The following is a 16,443-nucleotide window of genomic DNA, read 5'->3' on the forward strand; positions in this document are numbered from 1 at the left end:
TCAATTCAATCAATGCGTAGGTGCAGGCGCAGCGCCGACTTTCACACGCAGCAGGCTGTAAGGTTTTTCCCGTTTGTCCTGCCCGGCGTTGAAGCCTGCCTGGCGGTGCAACTGGTTGACGATGAAATACAGGTAGCCATCAGGGCCAATTGACAAGGTGTCAGGCCACAACATGCGCGGATCGTGCGCGACGGTCTGCCAGACACCGCTCGGCAGAAGCTTGCGAATTGCATTGTGCTCGTAGTCACCCGCGTATACGGCACCGTCTGCATCAGATTCCAGACCATCGGAAGCGCCCTTTTCACCCAGATCCTTGACCGCTGCGGCCAGTTGCGGCTCAGTCACCTGGCTGTCGTTCAACAGGTCGGTCGCGACCGAATAAAGATGACGGCTGGACAATGGCGAGAAATACAGCGTCTTGCCATCTGCCGACAGCGCAATGCCATCGGACGCGACGGTGACAGGCTTGCGCTTCCCGTCCGGCCCTTGGCCAAGCACCTGCACGCCCTCCACTACCGGCACGAAATCAGGGTCTGCGGACGTTGCCTTCGCCCCGCTCAAGCGCCGCACCGCTTGCCCACTGGCTATATCCATGACAATGATCGCGCCCGGACCGCTCACCGACGAGTCGGTGACATACACCGTCCCCTCCGTGCCTTTGCGGAAGTCGAAGCGCATGTCGTTGACATAGGTGCCGGGCAATATGACGTTATCCGGGAATACCAGCCGCTTGACGATCTTGTGGCTGGCCAGGTCGACCGCAACCAGCTTGACGCCCCGTGGACGTGGCGAGGCAAACTCCGGTGCTGCAGTGTCCAGAAGCCAGACGCGTCCCTTGCCGTCGGCAACCACACTTTGCACGCTGATCAACCCGTCGCCAGGATCCTTCGGATTTTCCCGGTTGACCGCAAGATCCGGATAAGCCACCACCTTGCCGTTCCGGATCTCACCGACCGTGAAAGGCACCTTGTCACCCCAGCGAGGGAAATTGACGAAGATTCGCCCGGTTTCGGAGACTGTTACGCCGGTAGGCATTGCGTCGTAGAAGGCATGGACCTGTTCAAGCTTGCCTATAGGTTTGTCGGCCGGCGCGCCGGCAGGCAACTCGGTAGTGGTCATGCCATAGGCCAAAGAGGTTGTGAGACTGGCTGCCGACATGATGGCAAGTGCTGCGGCCATGGTTTTTCGATGCATGCTGCTCTCCTGACGGGCCAGCCGGGTGGCCCATCGGTATCAAGGTTGATGCGCACGACGTGTGATGACTTTCATCAAGACACGCTGCTCAAGGGTGTGGGGTAGACAAGATGGTGAGCAGTTTGGTCTTTCAGGGTACAAAGAAAAACACGGGGAACGCACTAACACTTTCAACACGGGATTGAAGATGCGCACTCATCCTTACATACATAGATCCCGTCGCATTGGCACGGTATACAGTCTCGTTCCCGCCTGCTCAAGATCGGACGCAGAGCGTCCAGAACGGCATGACGACGCAGAGCGTCGCACGATATTGAGGTTATCGTTCCGCTGATTCAAGACCGGACGCAGAGCGCTCAGCGCGGCATGCCTATGCAGAGCGTCGTACGATAGTTGAGGTTATCGTTCCGCACGCTCCAGCGTGGGAATGCAGTTCTGGACGCTCTGCGTCCAACCTTGAATAGGCGCGGCAGCATGTATGTGTGACGGGGAGCGTCACCCAATGCATGCCAACGCGCAACAGCCCTATGATGATGACCAGCATCTTGTTTGTCCGCCGCTTTGATGACGTTCAACATCAATGCTATATTTGCGGCCTGTCGAATGGAGCAGGCAAAAGAGGCAACCCCAATGAGAGTCACCAAGGCGCAGGCCCAAGCCAACCGGGCACACATTGTCGAGACGGCTTCTGTTCAGTTCCGTGAGCACGGCTATGACGGTGTCGGGGTGGCTGATCTGATGGCAGCGGCAGGCTTTACCCATGGTGGTTTTTACAAGCACTTCGGCTCGAAGTCTGACCTGATGGCTGAAGCGGCGGCCTGCGCCATTGCGCAGACGGTAGAGCAGTCGAAGGGTATCGCCCCTGCGCAGTTCATCGACTATTACCTGTCCAGAGAACACCGTGACAATCCCGGCACGGGCTGTACCATGGCCGCGCTCGGCGGCGACGCCGCGCGCCAGTCGGATGATGTCAAACAGACGTTTGCTGACGGCATCGAGCGGACGCTGGCTGCCTTTGCGCCCGCCGATGCGGCGACCGATGACGCAATCCGCCAGCGGGCGCGGGCGAAAACCATTGATATGTTTGCCCATGCGTTGGGCGCTGTGCTGCTGTCGCGCAGTTGCCCGGACGACTCGCCACTGGCGGACGAGATACTCGACGTCTGTCGCGCACGAATGCAGGCGCAATTGAAGCCAGCGCAGGCTGACTGACGGGTTCGCTTGAGGCAGCGGGCAGGACAGGACCATTGCGCCCTGCCCGCCGATCGCTTCAGGACGGAAACAGTTTGCTCAGGCAGGCCAGTTTCTTCTTGTAGGATTTTCGTGCCAGCAAGGCATCTTCCAAAGTGACTGCGACGAAACGCGCTTTCTGGTTGGGCTGCATCTGGCCGATCAGGTCCAGGTCAGCGCTGATCACCGTGCCGATCATCGCGTAGCCGCCGCCCGAGACCGCATCACGGTGCAACACAATCGGCTCCAGCCCGGCCGGTACCTGAATCGAACCTATCGGGTAGCAACTGTCGACAATGTTCGAGGGATCAGAGCCAGCGCCAAACGGCTGCTCGCGGGGCTGAAAGGTCAATGCACGGCCACCCTTGAAGCGATAACCGATACGGTCTGCTTCAGAACCTACTGTCCACGACTCGGAGAAAAAGCTGGTCGCGGCAAACTCGGTCAGGCGTTCGTAATACAGTCCCGGCACCACACGCAGATAAACTTCCCCGCCCAGCGACTGGCGCAGCGCCATCGGCAGACTTGCCCCTGCTCGGCCTTTGCCGCCGGGAATGCCGATCGGCAATTGGTCGTCAGCCTCCAGCCTGCGCCCCTGAAAACCGCCCAGCGCGCCCAGCGTGTAGGTCGAACGGCTGCCCAGCACCAGCGGCACATCGATACCGCCCGCCACCGCGAGATAGGCACGGGCACCGTCTTTGGGAAAATCAAAGCGCAATACCTGCCCCGCCTTGACCGAAAATGCAGTGTCATGGTGCATTTCCACGCCGTCCAGGCGCGCGGCCATGTGGGCACCGCAGACAGCTGCCAGTGTGTCGCAGTGAAATTCCAGTTCCGGCCCGATCAACGTGCACTCCAGCCCGGCGGCACCTGGCGGATTGCCAACCAGATGATTGGCAGCACTGAGCGCGTATTGGTCGAGCGCGCCCGAGGGGGGAATGCCGAGGTGGTAATAGCCTTCGCGGCCGAGGTCCTGGACTGACGTGGCCAGGCCCGGTTTGATGACCTTGATCATGCCAGCACCTCCTGCAGCGATTTGGGATAACCGACTGGATCGGCCAGAAAGGCGTCCAGAGAAAACTCGACCGGACGAATCCGCAGATCGAAGTGCCCTGCTTCCACCTCCGCCACGGCACGATCATAAGCTTCACGGTCAACCGGCTTGAACTGCACGATGTCACCCGGCCGGAAAAACACCATGTGCTCTTTCAGGTAGGCCAGCTTCTGCTGAGGGTCATAAATCGGCGCCGGAGTGACGCCGAACATCTGATAACCGCCCGCCCCGCGCACTGAGTAGATACAGCCAAAGCAACCGCCATGGCCCAGCGTCAATTTCGGCGTATCGGTACGCGGACGCAGGTATTTGGGCACCTGCAACTGACGCTCGCGCTCGACCATCTGAAACATGAACGGCAGACCGGCCACAAAACCCACCATCGAGACAAACCAAGGGGCACCACTGTGCGCGGCAATAAACGCATCCACGTCGGCCAGGTTGTTGATCCGCGCGGCGTACTCCAGGTCAGTGGCACTCGGGTCCTGATGCCGATCTCGAAAACGCATCAGGGTTTCGTGAGTCCACGGATCGTTGTACAGCACGGGAATCTCGATGATCCGGGTTTGCAGGGTTCGCTCGGCGACCGCCCCGGCCTCCGCCTCACGCACCGCCTCAAGCAATGCGTGAGGGGCGATGCGGTCCGGGTCGAAACGGATCTGGAACGAAGCGTTTGCCAGACACACGTCCAGTACGCCATCCAGCGCCAGGCGCTCGACTGCGCGGGTCACGGCCATACCGGTGAAAAAGGCTTCCAGCGACATACTGTCACTGACCTCGGCAAACAAGTGCTCATCGGCACCAAAGCTGTAGCGAATCGGATCAGCCATGTCTGTTCCTTTTGGAATCGTTGTAGAAAGGCAGGCAAAGATCAGTAACCTGGCTCGCGTTTCTGTGCACACGATGCCCTCTTGATTCAACGTGCATGATTCAACGTGCGAATGGACTCAGCGTGGCACGCGCACCTCGATCCCGGCCCGGTCCAGCGCGGTCCGCGTGGCTTCGGCGAGCGCCAACGCTCCCGGCGTGTCACTGTGCAGGCAGATGGAATCGAATTCGATGGCCAGATCCTGCCCCTCGACGGTCCGCACCAGGCCTTGCTGACAGGCGCGTACAACCCGCGCCGCGACTTCATCCGGGTCGTGAGCACGCACGTTACGGGTAAACACAATCGAACCGCTCAGGTCATAGTCACGGTCCGCATAGAACTCGCGGACCACCGGCTGACCCAGCTCCTCGGCGATGGTGCAGATCACCGAGCCGGGCATGCAGTAGAGCAGCAAATCAGGCTCCAGACGTTGCAGGTTTTCCACCAGCAGCCGCGCCGCCTCTTCGTCGCGAGCCAGATGCATATACAGCGCGCCATGGGGTTTGAAGTGCTGCAAAGCCACGCCCTGAACCCGCGCCAGTTCGCGCAGGGCGCCCAGTTGGTAAAGCATATCGTCGACCAGTTCCTGCGCTGGCGCATTGATGTGTCGCCGCCCGAAGCCCACCAGATCTCGGAACCCCGGGTGCGCGCCGATGGCGACCCCCAGACGTTTGGCCTGCTCGATCGTGCGCCGCATGGTGCCGGGATCGCCCGCGTGAAAGCCGGTGGCGATATTTGCCGAACTGATGAACGCCATCAGTTCGGTATCGACGCCGTCACCAATGGTCCATGCGCCAAAACTTTCACCCATGTCCGAGTTGAAATCCACCTGCATGGCGATGCTCCTGGGGCTATCGAGTTGATGGAAACCACGTTAGATTCACACCTACCCCTTGGGAAGATCTATTAACAGATACGCTGCCTTCTGAAAAACAGATACCTCACCAACTGGAGTACGTATGTCCCTGACCCTGCGCCAGGTTCGCTATTTCGTCGCAACTGCCGAGATCGGGCAGATTTCGCAAGCGGCCATCCACCTGAACATCTCCCAGTCGGCCGTCACCACGGCGATCAAGGAACTGGAAGGCATGCTCGGCACACTCTTGTTTCAGCGCTCGGCGCAGGGCATGAGCCTGACCGACGCCGGCCGGCACTTTCTCAACCGCGCCTACGTGATCCTGCGTAGCGTTGACGACGCGCTGAACAGCCCCATGCCCGATCTGCGTGCCAGTGGCGTATTGCGCCTGGCTGCCAGCTACACCGTCATTGGCTACTTTCTGCCGCACCACCTGCAACGCCTCGAACACTGGCATCCAGACGTCGCCATCGAAGTGCATGAGCAGGAACGGCAATCCATCGAGCAAGGCTTGCTGGAGGGTCGATTCGACATGGCTGTGGTGCTCACCGCGAACCTCACTCACCCGGATATCGTCTCGGAAACACTGTTCAATTCCGAGCGCCGCCTATGGCTCTCCAGCCATCATCCGCTGTGCCAGCGCGCCTCGGTCAGCCTCGCCGACGTGGCAAAAGAGCCCTACATCCTGCTGACCGTCGACGAGGCCGAACAGAGTGCGAGGCGCTACTGGGAAATGGCCGGCCAGCAACCCAGCGTCCGCGTGCGCACCAGCTCGGTCGAAGCAGTGCGCAGCATGGTCGCCAATGGCAGTGGCGTGGCGATCCTCTCTGACCTGGTGCATAGACCCTGGTCACTGGAAGGCAAACGCATCGAGACAAGGACCGTCACCGACAAGGTAACGCCCATGAGCGTCGGCCTGGCCTGGCACAGAGCGCGGGAGTTAAGCCCGGCGATGCAGGCGTTCCGTAACTATTTCCACGACGCGTTTCTGGCCCCGCAACAGCTGTCGGCGCGGCGTTGAGAGCGTGTTATTTGCCTGGCGGAACGACCGGTGCGTGCTCCGCCATCAGTGCCGTGATCCAGTCAATGAACACGCGCACCTTGATGCTGACATGCCGGTTCGGCGGAAAGGCCACGTACATCGGCATGCTGTCCAGCTGCCAGTCTTCGAACAGACGGACCAGTTTTCCGCTCTCCAGATGCGGCCGGGACATGTAGTCCGGTAGCCAGAGGATGCCCATTCCGGCGAGTCCGGCAGCGATGTAGGCATTGCCGTCATCCACAGCCAGCGTATAGCGCCCCTGAACATGGACCTGCTCGCCGTTGCGATGCATGGCATAAGGCAGCGCCTTGCCGGTGCGCGCCCATAGATAGCCGACGACGCGATGAGAAGAGTCCTCCAGCTCGCGTGGATGGGTCGGCGCGCCCATTCGCGACAGGTAGTCCGGGGCGGCGTATACCCCCAGTTGCAAGTCGCCCACGCGCCGCGCCATCAAGGATTGATCGGTGATTTCACCACCGCGAACCACGCAGTCGACATTTTCGCCGATCAGGTCGACCATCCGGTCGCTGACGCCCATGTCGATCTGGATATCCGGGTAGCGGGCATGGAACTCAGGCAATGCGGGCATCAGCAGCAGGCTGGCAAACGGGCTGGGCACGTCCACCCGTAAGCGACCTCTGGGCAGAGATGCGGCGCTGGACAGGCTGGTCTCGGCATCGTCCATGTCTGCCAGCAGCCTGACCACCCGCTCGTAATAGACGGCGCCATCGGCGGTCACGTTGACCTTGCGCGTGGTGCGGTTCAGCAACCTGACGCGCAGGCGCGCTTCGAGTTGCTGAATCAGCTGTGTCACGCTGGTTTTACTCATGTGCAGCGTACCGGCCGCCTGGGTGAAGCTGCCGGTTTCCACCACCCGGGCAAACGCTTGCATCGCGTCGAAACGGTCCATGTTCACTCACCTGTCTAGTGGATTGTTTGGCTTTTCCAAACAGTGCTGATCAAGGTTGCTCGTTTATCCCCCCAGTGCAAGCCCCTACAGTGGCTCCATCGCCTGATTTTCACTTGATGGAGACACCCATGACACAACGTGACGTTATATTTCCAGCCGGTCGCCAGACGCTTTACGAGCGCAACCATTATTCCCCGGCGATCCGCTCGGACGGTTTTCTGTTCGTGTCCGGACAAGTCGGCAGCAGAGAGGACGGTTCGCCAGAGCCTGACCTCGAAAAGCAGGTGCGCCTCGCGTTCACCCATTTGAACGCGATTCTGCTGGCGGCCGGGTGCACGTTTGATGATGTGCTCGACGTGACGGTGTTCATCGTCGATCCCGAAGCGAAGTTCGAGCGGATCTGGAGTGTGTTTCCGGAATTCTGGGGCAACGCGCCCCACCCGACGCTGACGGCTGTGGGCGTGACATGGCTTTACGGCTTCGATTTTGAAATCAAGGTCATTGCCAAGCTGCCGGCAAGCACAACGGCATAATGCCTGTGCCGTTTAGCGGCTGCGGATCGGTACGACGCAGTCGCTGTCAACCACAGCGGGCTCTTCGAAACGCCGAAAGAACTCCCCGGACACGACATGTTCCAGAAACTGCGCCTGATCCTCCGTCACCGGATGCCTGGGAGCGTAGCCATCGGCATCAGGCACAGCCAGCAAACGTGCCTTGCGCGCATGCGCTACTGCAATGAACGCCCTTTTCTCTTCAAGGGACATCTGCGAAAAGTAGTCAGACAGACTTTCCAGCGAGCGTACCGCCAGATCCTGGTCGAGCTGATCGTCATCCGTGAACATCAAATGCCAGACGAAATCGAAAGAAAGCTCAGCGAGGGCTCGCATAGACCGGGCTCCGTAGTGTTCAGAGGCGCGAGATTCCTCGTTCACCACGATCCGGTCAAGCGGTAACAGATGATCTGCGTCAAATGTGGCGCCTAACGTCGAGAAATGACGCTTTGTGATCGCTATCACCCTGCATACAAGGGGCTGGCACGGCACTCGGGTTTCTCGGCCCCATGCCTTGCCCGACGCCCCTCACGTCTGCGGCCCGGCACTCAGTCGGTCAGGGTCCTGATCGCGATACAGCGCCTCGACTTTCGCCGCACGCGCTTGCAGCACGGCGCGCTGGTTGATCGACCCCTTGTCAGTGATTTCGCCGCGATCGATCGAAGCCGGTTCATCCAGCAGCACCATCCACTCCAGGCGGCTGGCGTTGCCGTTGGCCCCATGATTCAGGCGCGTTAGCCAGTCGCTGAACCATTGGCGCACCTGCACGCTGGCCAAGACCTCGGCGTCAGTGGCTTGCGCGCCTAATCCAGACAGTTGACGGCACTCGTGCAGCCTCGGAAACACCAGCACGCCCAGGCATTCGCGATCTGGCGCCGCAATCACCACGTCCTGAACATAAGGTGAGCCTTCAAGCACCGCGCGGTTACGCATGGGCCCGACGCTGACAAAGACCCCCGACGACAGCTTGAAGTCCTCGGCCAGACGCCCGTCGAACATCAGCCCCAGTTCCGGCGCAGCGGGGTCGGCAAGCTTGATTGCATCGCCGGAGCAATAGAACCCCCTTTCATCGAACACCTCAGCCGTCTGCTGCGGCGATCGCCAGTACCCCGGCATGATGTGCGGCCCGCGAAAGCGACCTTCCAGCTTGCCGTCGACCGGCACCAGGCACACTTCGCAACCCGGCGCAGGCAGCCCGATGTAGCCGGCCATCGACAGCGGCCCGGTGGTGAATGTGCAGGACGGCGCCGCCTCGGTCATACCCAGCCCGGCCATCATGCGGATGCGCTCGCCGCAATGCTGCTCGGCTACCCGGTCCAGACGGTCCCAGACGCTTTGCGACAGACCGGCTGCGGCGAAGAAAAACAGCCTCATGCGCGAGAAAAAGCGCTCACGCAATTCGCCGTCCTGCTCCAGTGCGTTGACCAGTTCCTCCCAGCCCTTGGGCACGGTGAGGTACGCGGTGGGCGAGATTTCCTTGAGATTACGCAGCGTCTCGGCAAAGCCCTGAACGGTGGGCTTGCCGTTATCCAGATAAAACGTACCACCGTTATAAAGCACGATGCCGACATTGTGACTGCCGCCGAACGTGTGATTCCACGGCAGCCAGTCCACCAGCACGGGTGGCTCTGTGCCAAACACTGGAAATGTCTGCAACAGCATCTGCTGATTGGCGCACAACATGCGCTGAGTAGTGACGACCGCCTTGGGCAGTCGGGTCGAGCCCGATGTGAAAAGGAATTTGGCGATGCTGTCCGGCCCGCTGGCCTGAAAAGCGGCCTCGGCCTCAGGGCCACCGGGCTGTTCGAGGAGGCTGGCAAAACTCACCTGGGGCCTGCCGCTCAGTCGTCCGCGCACCGCAATGATCGGCGTGTCAGCAGGAATCACGGCCTCGATGGCACGCTGAAAAGGCGCTGTATCGCTGACGAAGATCAGGCCCGGCTGCAACACGTCGCAGACGTGGCGCAACTTGGCGAAATCCTGGGACATGACCGAATACGCCGGTGACACCGGGCAATACGGAATCCCGGCGTACATGGCCCCCAGGGCAATCTGCAGATGCTCGATGTCGTTGCCCGACAGCAACGCGAGCGGTTTTTCGGCGGACAAACCGTAATCAAGCAAACTCTGGGCAATGGCCCGGACGTCAGTCAGCATGTCGGCGTAACTGACCTTGCGCCAGCCGCCCAGGCTGTCGCGGGCAGCGATGAATGTCTGTTGCGGGCGCACGTTGGCCCAATGCACCAGCCGTTCAAGCAATCGGTCGGGGTATTCGGCGAGGGGCTCAAGTGCACGCATGTGCAGAATGCCCTGTTCTTCGCGAACTTCGATGGCCGGGTGGCCGATGGCAACCTCACGGTAGCGCGGCTCGCGGGCTTCACTCTGCCAGGATGACGATTTGATTTCGGAACTCACGTGCGTTCTCTCCATCAAGGGCGCGCTCGCCAGACGGCACATGGCCGGCTGGCATGAGCGCAGCAGCACTCGGCTGCAGCCTTGTTATTGTTATGTGTGGCTAGCTGACGGCAACGTATTGGCTACAAGACATTGCTGTCAGCGCAAGGAACATCAGATCGGGTAGTGCCGTGGCCCGTTTTGCAAGGTCACCCATCGCAACTGGGTGAAATGCTCGATCGAGGCCTTGCCGCCGAAGCTGCCATAACCGCTGGACTTGACCCCGCCGAAGGGCATTTGCGCTTCATCATGTACGGTCGGCCCGTTGATATGGCAGATGCCCGACTCAACCCGCTGAGCCAATGCCAGAGCACGACTGGTGTCACGGCTGAAAATCGCCGCCGACAGACCGAATTCCGAATCATTGGCCAGCCGCAGCAACGCCTCGTCCCCTTCCCCGCGAAGCAGCACAGCGACCGGCCCGAAAGACTCTTCGCGGTACAGACGCATGCGATCAGTCACACCGTCAAGCAGCGTCGGTTGCAAAATGCTGCCCTGCAACTGGCCGCCAATTACCAGCTTCGCCCCCAGCCCGATGGCGTCGTCGATCAGCGCCTTGATACGCGTGCCAGCGCCGACATCCACCAGCGAACCCAACACCGAATCACTGTCATGCGGATTACCGGCACGCAAGGTTTCGATCTTTGCTGTGAGCTTGGCGAGAAAAGCGTCGGCGACTTTCTGATCGACAATCAGGCGCTCGGTGGACATGCAGATCTGGCCTTGATTGAAATAAGCCCCGAAGGCCGCCGCTTCGACCGCGGCATCCAGATCGGCGTCATCCAGCACCAGAAACGGAGCCTTGCCGCCCAGTTCCAGCAGTGCAGGTTTCAGATGACGTGCCGACAGTTCGCCAACGATGCGCCCCACATGGGTGGAACCGGTGAAGTTGACTCGCCGCACCGCAGGATTGGCGATCAGACGTTCGACAATCGCTGCCGCATCGGCAGGAGCATTACTGATCACGTTGATCACACCGTCACCCAGCCCGGCATCCTGCAACACCTGGCCAATCAGCCGATGCACGGCGGGGCTGATCTCCGACGCCTTGAGCACCACAGTATTGCCGCAGGCCAGGGGCATGGCGATAGCGCGGGTGGCAAGAATCACTGGCGCATTCCACGGCGCAATGCCGAGCACCACACCGCAAGGCTGACGCAGGGCCATGGCAAAATTGCCGGGAACGTTGGAGGGAATCACCTCGCCGGTGATCTGGGTGGTCATCGACGCGGCTTCACGCAGCATGTTGGCGGCCAACTGCACGTTGAAACCGTACCAGTTGGCCATTGCTCCGGTTTCTCCGGCAGCCGCGATGAACTCGGCGCTACGTGCCTGAAGTTGCTCGGCAGCCTTGAGCAAACGGTCGCGGCGTTCGCCGGGCGCCATTGCCGACCAGGCAGGAAAAGCGTTCTGTGCCGCAGCCACGGCGGCATCTGCATCCTCGACAGTCGCAGCAGCGACCCGCGAAACTACCTCGCCGGTTACCGGGTTACAGCGGTCAAACGTACGTCCGTCACGCGCCGGGCACGACTGACCACCAATCAACAGGGGCACGTCCAGCATGGTCATTCCTCTTGTTAGGGGGAGCAGCTTCAAGTTTCAAGTTTCAAGCTGCAAGCCTCAAGCTCAAAGCATGAGAAACAGTCTTGAGCTTCAAGCCTCTAGCCTCAAGCCTCAAGCCTTAAGCCTTAAGCCTTAAGCCTTAAGCTCAAAGCCACAGCTTGTAGCTTGTAGCTTGTAGCTTGTAGCTTGTAGCTTGTAGCTTGCAGCTTGCAGCTTGCAGCTTGCAGCTTGTAGCTTGTAGCTTGTAGCTTGCAGCTTGCAGCTAAACCCTACCTTTTATAGGCCTCCAATCCGGGCTTGATGCTTTTGTCATCAAGGAATTGCTTCATGCCCTGTTCGCGGCCGCCTTCCTTGTCCAGCAGGCGCGACTGGTCGAGTTTGGCGTACAGGTAGTCTTCGTTCTGCTCCCAGGTCAGTTCACGGCAACGCTTGAAGCCATGCTTGGCGGCGCGCAGCACCACCGGGTTCTTTTCCAGCAGGTTGAGTGCCAGGTCGATGGTCACCTGACGCAGTTGCGCCAGCGGCACGCTTTCATTGACCAGGCCCATCTCGGCGGCTTTTTTACCGTCGAAGGTCTTGCCGGTCATGATGTAGTACAGCGACTGGCGATGCCCCACAGTGTCGGCCATCGCTTTGCTCACCAGATTACCGGGCGGAATGCCCCAGTTGATTTCCGAGAGACCGAAGGTTGCCTCGTCGGCGCAGATCGCCAGGTCGCAGGCAACCAGCGGGCTGAAGCCACCGCCGAAGCACCAGCCGTTGACCATGGCGATGGTCGGTTTGGCGTACATGCGCAGCAGTTTCCACTGCCATTGAGAAGCCTCGCGGCGGATCTTTTCCTGCAGGATTTCCGGGCCGGCATCCACCTCGCGGAAGTACTCCTTGAGGTCCATGCCGGCCGTCCAGGCTTCACCCGCACCGGTCAGCACCAGAACACCTGCGTCAGGGTCCTGTTCAAGGGTTTCCAGCACGTCGACCATTTCCCGGTTAAGGGTCGGGCTCATGGCGTTGCGTTTTTCCGGCCGGTTGAGAATGACCCACGCGATGCCTTGCTCGATTTCGACCTTTACGGTTGTCCAGCGACCTTCGTACTTGCTCATGGCGGTGCTCTCTTGTTCTTGATTCGTGGATGAGTCAAAACTAGGCGACAAATATAGTTATGTCAATTAACTATTATTCAGATCAAACAAAATCCCGGCACTCACTCCGGATATGTCGGTCACAATCACGTATGCCCATAGCCATCATCTGCCAACCCCGGCAAACTGCAGGGCTCACCTGCTGAACCACAATAAAAGGACCGCATTTTCAATGGCCAAGCCATCCGACTTCGACGACGTCTGCCAGGCGACTGCACAGATTGAAGAGGCTCCGTCACCTACAGACTCCGCACTGGATGATCTGATCGGTTACGCCATGCGTCGGGCTCAACTCAAGCTATTCCAGAACCTGATCGGGCGCCTTTCGGCACACGATCTGCGGCCTGCCCAGTTCTCCGCGCTGGCGATCATCGAACAGAATCCTGGCCTGATGCAGGCTGATCTTGCCAAGGCGCTGGCGATAGAGCCGCCGCAGGTGGTGCCATTGCTCAACAAACTTGAAAACCGTGCGTTGGCTGTGCGGGTGCGCTGCAAGCCGGACAAGCGCTCATACGGCATCTTTCTGAGCAAGAGCGGTGAAACGTTGCTGCGCGAACTGAAGCAGATCGCCATCGACAGCGATCTGGATTCCACCTCAGCGCTGAACGATCAGGAACGCCAGGACCTGCTGCGACTGCTGAAAAAGGTTTACCAGTCATAAGCCGTCGGGCACCCATTACCAGATGGGCAGGCTGTACTGCACCACAAAGCGCGTCTGGTTCTCATCGCGAAAGGCCGCACCTGCCGGGAAGTCATTGCGATAAATGGATTTGCGAGCCAGCAGGCTGACATTCTTCAGCGGCCCGCTTTGCACCACATAACCCAGCTCCATCTGAAACTCGCGTTCCTTGCGGTCATCGGCATTGAAAGCGGCCAGCTCGATATTATCGCCGCGCACATAGCGCAGCCGACTGCGCAGGCCGACGATGCCCAAAGCCGTGAAGTCGTAATCATAAATGGCCTGCCATGTGCGCTCTTTGGCATTGAGGAAGTCTGAACTCATGGTCATTTCGCTCAACCCCATCAGTTCGGTGCCGGACACGTAAGGCGTCGCTGTATCGCCACTGGAATGCATATAGCCGAGGCTGACGCTGTGCCCGCCAAGCCTGTAGCCCAACAGCGCCGAGAGGTTCTGGTTGTCCACCTCGCCAGCCTTTGCGCTGCCAGTATCACGGCTGAAAAAGCTGCGTAGATCCGTGGTCAATACGCCGTCACCTATCGGCAGTTTGTGCAGCATGGCAAGCGTATCCTGCGTGTAAAGGTCGTCCACTTCGGCGTGATAGGCGCGCACGCCAAGTTCCTTGTTTATCTGGTAGTCACCCCCGGCATAGTCCATGTGGGATGAAGTTGCCGCACCATTGAAGCGCCGATTCGGTGAGGCAATGCTGATCGCCTGATAATTGCTGGAGTCACGCTTGTTGACGCGATCGATGTAGCCCGCGTTCAGGGTCAGCCCATCGATTTCCTTTGAGGTGATGGTCGTACCGCGAAAGGTCTGGGGCAGCAACCGTGACGGGCTGGCAAACGCAAATGGCAGGAAAATCGACACGTCGCCGGTCTTGACCGTGGTTTCACTGAGCTTGAGCTTGCCCGTCAGCGCCAGCCTTGAATATTCGTCGGCGGCTCGCCCGTCGCTGGCGGAAACCGGCAGCAATTCGGTGCCGCTGCGATCCGGCGCGGAATCCAGTTTGACGCCCACCAAGCCCCGCGTATCGAGACCGAAACCCACTGGCCCGTTGGTAAAACCCGACTCCATATTCATGATGAAGCCCTGCGCCCACTCTCGCGTAGCGGTCTTCGCGCCCTCATCCTTGTAATCGCGATCCATGTAGTAGTTACGCAAGGTCAGCGTACCGTGGCTGTCTTCCAGAAAGCCCTGGGCCAGTAATGGATCGGGAAACACACTGATGCCCAACAGGCCGAGCGCAATGCCTCGATATTTGCCAGACGAATTTAAAGCGGGTACAGCCCCACGGGTGAGCTTCGGCATGATCGGTGTCCAGTTATTGTTGTTGTTTCTGGATTCGGTCCGGCATTACACAGGTCCGTGGACTGAGAATTGAAAGAATCAGCGCCGCCGTCAATGCAGAGTGATCGATAATCGAACATTAATGAAATTAACTATTTAAACGCCCTCGGCAAATAGATCTCTTAACTCTATGTTTTTAAAGCGCTAAATCATTAATTTCAGGAGCAGATAGCTCAGCTTCATTTTTTAGTTATTTTTGTTACCTTGATAAATACCTGTCCCGACGCTGTGATCAGCGTTCACCTACAGGCTTCGCCATCCGACAAAAACAACAATGAGGCTTGCCATGAACCGTTCGCTGCGTCGCTCGACGCTGACTATCGTCTTGTGTTTTATCGTTGCGCTTATCGAGGGATTCGACCTGCAGGCTGCCGGTACAGCAGCGGCAGGCCTGCGCGAGACCTTCGCACTTGACCCGAAAATGATGGGCTGGGTATTCAGCGCCGGCATCATCGGCCTTCTGCCGGGGGCTTTTTTCGGCGGCTGGATCGCTGATCGTATTGGTCGCAAGAAAATCCTTGTCAGTGCAGTGCTGCTGTTTGGGGTCTTTTCATTGAGCACGGCCTACGTCGACACCTTTTCCGGTCTGTTGCTGGTGCGCTTCATGACCGGCCTGGGGCTGGGCGCTGCCCTGCCCAACCTGATTGCGCTGTGCGCAGAGGCCGTGAGCGAACGTCACCGCGGAGTCGCCATCAGCGTCATGTACTCGGGCGTTCCGTTGGGCGGCGCACTGGCCGCCGTGGTGGCGATGTTCACCAGCGAACACTGGCAGACAACCTTTATCGTCGGCGGCCTGGCGCCTCTGCTGGTGGTTCCGCTGATGATCCTGTTGCTGCCTGAATCCAGCGCCTTCAAACAGCAGACGTCTGCGGTTCGGCACTCAGCCGTCAGCGCGCTGTTTGGCGAAGGCCGTGGCCGTACAACAGTGGCGCTGTGGGTTGGCTATTTCTTCACACTGACCGTCATGTACATGCTGCTTAACTGGTTGCCTTCGCTGCTCATTGGTCAAGGCTTCAGCAAACCACAGGCGGGCATGGTGCAAATGCTGTTCAACATCGGTGGAGCGCTGGGTTCATTACTGGGCGGCGTGCTGCTGGACCGCTGCAACGGCATCAAGGTGGTGCTGTTTGTCTACGCAGGTCTGCTGGCTGCGCTGGCCGGTGTCGGGCTGTCGGCCGGTATCGTGCCGATGGCGGTCGCCGGGTTTGCTGCCGGGGTGTTTGTCATCGCTGCGCAATTGGTGCTCTATGCCCTGGCACCGCCCTCCTACCCCACCTCGGTGCGCGCCACTGGCGTCGGCGCTGCGGTGGCAATCGGTCGTTTGGGCTCGGTCGCAGGTCCACTGGCTGCCGGGCAGCTGCTGGCGGCTGGCGCCGGAACTGCCGGCGTGCTGCTGGCAACATCGCCAGGTCTGGTGATTGCGGCACTGGCGGCGATCAGCGTGTTGTCGCGATCGCTGCCCGTCGGGAAGCGCGAGTTCAAAACGGCAGGCTGATCGCAGTCGGCTCTCGTACCGGCGCTCCGCACTCAGCGTTATACACAGTGAGCTTGCT

15 protein-coding genes are annotated in these 16,443 nt (G+C 59.7%); 5 read left to right on the top strand and 10 right to left on the bottom strand.

Annotated features, from left to right (window positions below; genetic code table 11):
• Nucleotides 1-9: 9 nt before the first annotated feature.
• Nucleotides 10-1,194, bottom strand: a complete 1,185-nt coding sequence (locus I9H07_RS12030) for a major royal jelly family protein (RefSeq protein ID WP_236533923.1) — start codon at nucleotides 1,192-1,194, stop codon at nucleotides 10-12.
• Nucleotides 1,195-1,824: 630 nt separating this feature from the next.
• On the opposite strand from I9H07_RS12030, the gene I9H07_RS12035 reads away from it, so the two are divergent.
• Complete coding sequence (locus I9H07_RS12035; RefSeq protein WP_236425389.1) at nucleotides 1,825-2,406, top strand: TetR/AcrR family transcriptional regulator; 582 nt, start codon at nucleotides 1,825-1,827, stop codon at nucleotides 2,404-2,406.
• Between the two features lie 58 nt (nucleotides 2,407-2,464).
• Here I9H07_RS12035 and I9H07_RS12040 read toward each other — a convergent pair whose 3' ends face one another.
• The 3 genes from I9H07_RS12040 to I9H07_RS12050 form a co-directional block, all read right to left on the bottom strand.
• The gene (locus I9H07_RS12040) at nucleotides 2,465-3,439 is read right to left on the bottom strand and encodes a biotin-dependent carboxyltransferase family protein (RefSeq protein WP_024672347.1); all 975 of its coding nucleotides are present in this window, start codon (nucleotides 3,437-3,439) and stop codon (nucleotides 2,465-2,467) included.
• Nucleotides 3,436-4,308 (bottom strand): 5-oxoprolinase subunit B family protein, encoded by an 873-nt coding sequence (locus I9H07_RS12045; RefSeq protein WP_058393031.1) that lies wholly within the window; start codon nucleotides 4,306-4,308, stop codon nucleotides 3,436-3,438. The genes I9H07_RS12040 and I9H07_RS12045 overlap by 4 nt, the downstream gene beginning before the upstream one ends.
• A gap of 117 nt (nucleotides 4,309-4,425) precedes the next feature.
• Nucleotides 4,426-5,181 carry a 5-oxoprolinase subunit PxpA gene (locus I9H07_RS12050; RefSeq protein WP_058393030.1) on the bottom strand — a complete coding sequence of 252 codons (756 nt, stop codon included), beginning with the start codon at nucleotides 5,179-5,181 and terminating at the stop codon, nucleotides 4,426-4,428.
• 124 nt (nucleotides 5,182-5,305) lie between these two features.
• On the opposite strand from I9H07_RS12050, the gene I9H07_RS12055 reads away from it, so the two are divergent.
• Entirely contained in the window at nucleotides 5,306-6,223 is a 918-nt protein-coding gene (locus I9H07_RS12055) for a LysR family transcriptional regulator (RefSeq protein WP_024672350.1), read from the top strand.
• A gap of 7 nt (nucleotides 6,224-6,230) precedes the next feature.
• On the opposite strand, the gene I9H07_RS12060 is transcribed toward I9H07_RS12055, so the two are convergent.
• Complete coding sequence (locus I9H07_RS12060; RefSeq protein ID WP_236425388.1) at nucleotides 6,231-7,154, bottom strand: LysR family transcriptional regulator; 924 nt, start codon at nucleotides 7,152-7,154, stop codon at nucleotides 6,231-6,233.
• 128 nt (nucleotides 7,155-7,282) lie between these two features.
• Here I9H07_RS12060 and I9H07_RS12065 point away from each other — a divergent pair, with 128 nt between their 5' ends.
• Nucleotides 7,283-7,687 carry a RidA family protein gene (locus I9H07_RS12065; protein ID WP_058393027.1) on the top strand — a complete coding sequence of 135 codons (405 nt, stop codon included), beginning with the start codon at nucleotides 7,283-7,285 and terminating at the stop codon, nucleotides 7,685-7,687.
• A 12-nt stretch (nucleotides 7,688-7,699) separates the two neighbouring features.
• On the opposite strand, the gene I9H07_RS12070 is transcribed toward I9H07_RS12065, so the two are convergent.
• The 4 genes from I9H07_RS12070 to I9H07_RS12085 all read right to left on the bottom strand — a co-directional run bounded on the left by I9H07_RS12070 (nucleotide 7,700) and on the right by I9H07_RS12085 (nucleotide 12,822).
• Nucleotides 7,700-8,041, bottom strand: coding sequence for a hypothetical protein (locus I9H07_RS12070; RefSeq protein ID WP_024672353.1), 342 nt, complete (start codon nucleotides 8,039-8,041; stop codon nucleotides 7,700-7,702).
• 192 nt (nucleotides 8,042-8,233) lie between these two features.
• Entirely contained in the window at nucleotides 8,234-10,120 is a 1,887-nt protein-coding gene (locus I9H07_RS12075; RefSeq protein WP_236426041.1) for a feruloyl-CoA synthase, read from the bottom strand.
• A 153-nt stretch (nucleotides 10,121-10,273) separates the two neighbouring features.
• Nucleotides 10,274-11,722 carry an aldehyde dehydrogenase gene (locus I9H07_RS12080; protein WP_058393025.1) on the bottom strand — a complete coding sequence of 483 codons (1,449 nt, stop codon included), beginning with the start codon at nucleotides 11,720-11,722 and terminating at the stop codon, nucleotides 10,274-10,276.
• Nucleotides 11,723-11,991: 269 nt separating this feature from the next.
• A complete protein-coding gene (locus tag I9H07_RS12085; protein WP_024673488.1) occupies nucleotides 11,992-12,822 on the bottom strand; it encodes a p-hydroxycinnamoyl CoA hydratase/lyase in 831 nt (276 codons plus the stop codon).
• A 211-nt stretch (nucleotides 12,823-13,033) separates the two neighbouring features.
• Here I9H07_RS12085 and I9H07_RS12090 point away from each other — a divergent pair, with 211 nt between their 5' ends.
• Complete coding sequence (locus I9H07_RS12090; RefSeq protein WP_024673489.1) at nucleotides 13,034-13,522, top strand: MarR family winged helix-turn-helix transcriptional regulator; 489 nt, start codon at nucleotides 13,034-13,036, stop codon at nucleotides 13,520-13,522.
• Nucleotides 13,523-13,537: 15 nt separating this feature from the next.
• On the opposite strand, the gene I9H07_RS12095 is transcribed toward I9H07_RS12090, so the two are convergent.
• Nucleotides 13,538-14,851 (bottom strand): OprD family porin, encoded by a 1,314-nt coding sequence (locus I9H07_RS12095; RefSeq protein ID WP_024673490.1) that lies wholly within the window; start codon nucleotides 14,849-14,851, stop codon nucleotides 13,538-13,540.
• 325 nt (nucleotides 14,852-15,176) lie between these two features.
• On the opposite strand from I9H07_RS12095, the gene mhpT reads away from it, so the two are divergent.
• Nucleotides 15,177-16,385 (top strand): 3-(3-hydroxy-phenyl)propionate transporter MhpT, encoded by a 1,209-nt coding sequence (mhpT, locus tag I9H07_RS12100; protein WP_024673491.1) that lies wholly within the window; start codon nucleotides 15,177-15,179, stop codon nucleotides 16,383-16,385.
• Nucleotides 16,386-16,443 lie beyond the last annotated feature (58 nt).

Origin of the sequence: Pseudomonas syringae, assembly GCF_023278085.1 — a bacterium.
Taxonomy (GTDB): domain Bacteria; phylum Pseudomonadota; class Gammaproteobacteria; order Pseudomonadales; family Pseudomonadaceae; genus Aquipseudomonas; species Aquipseudomonas syringae_Q.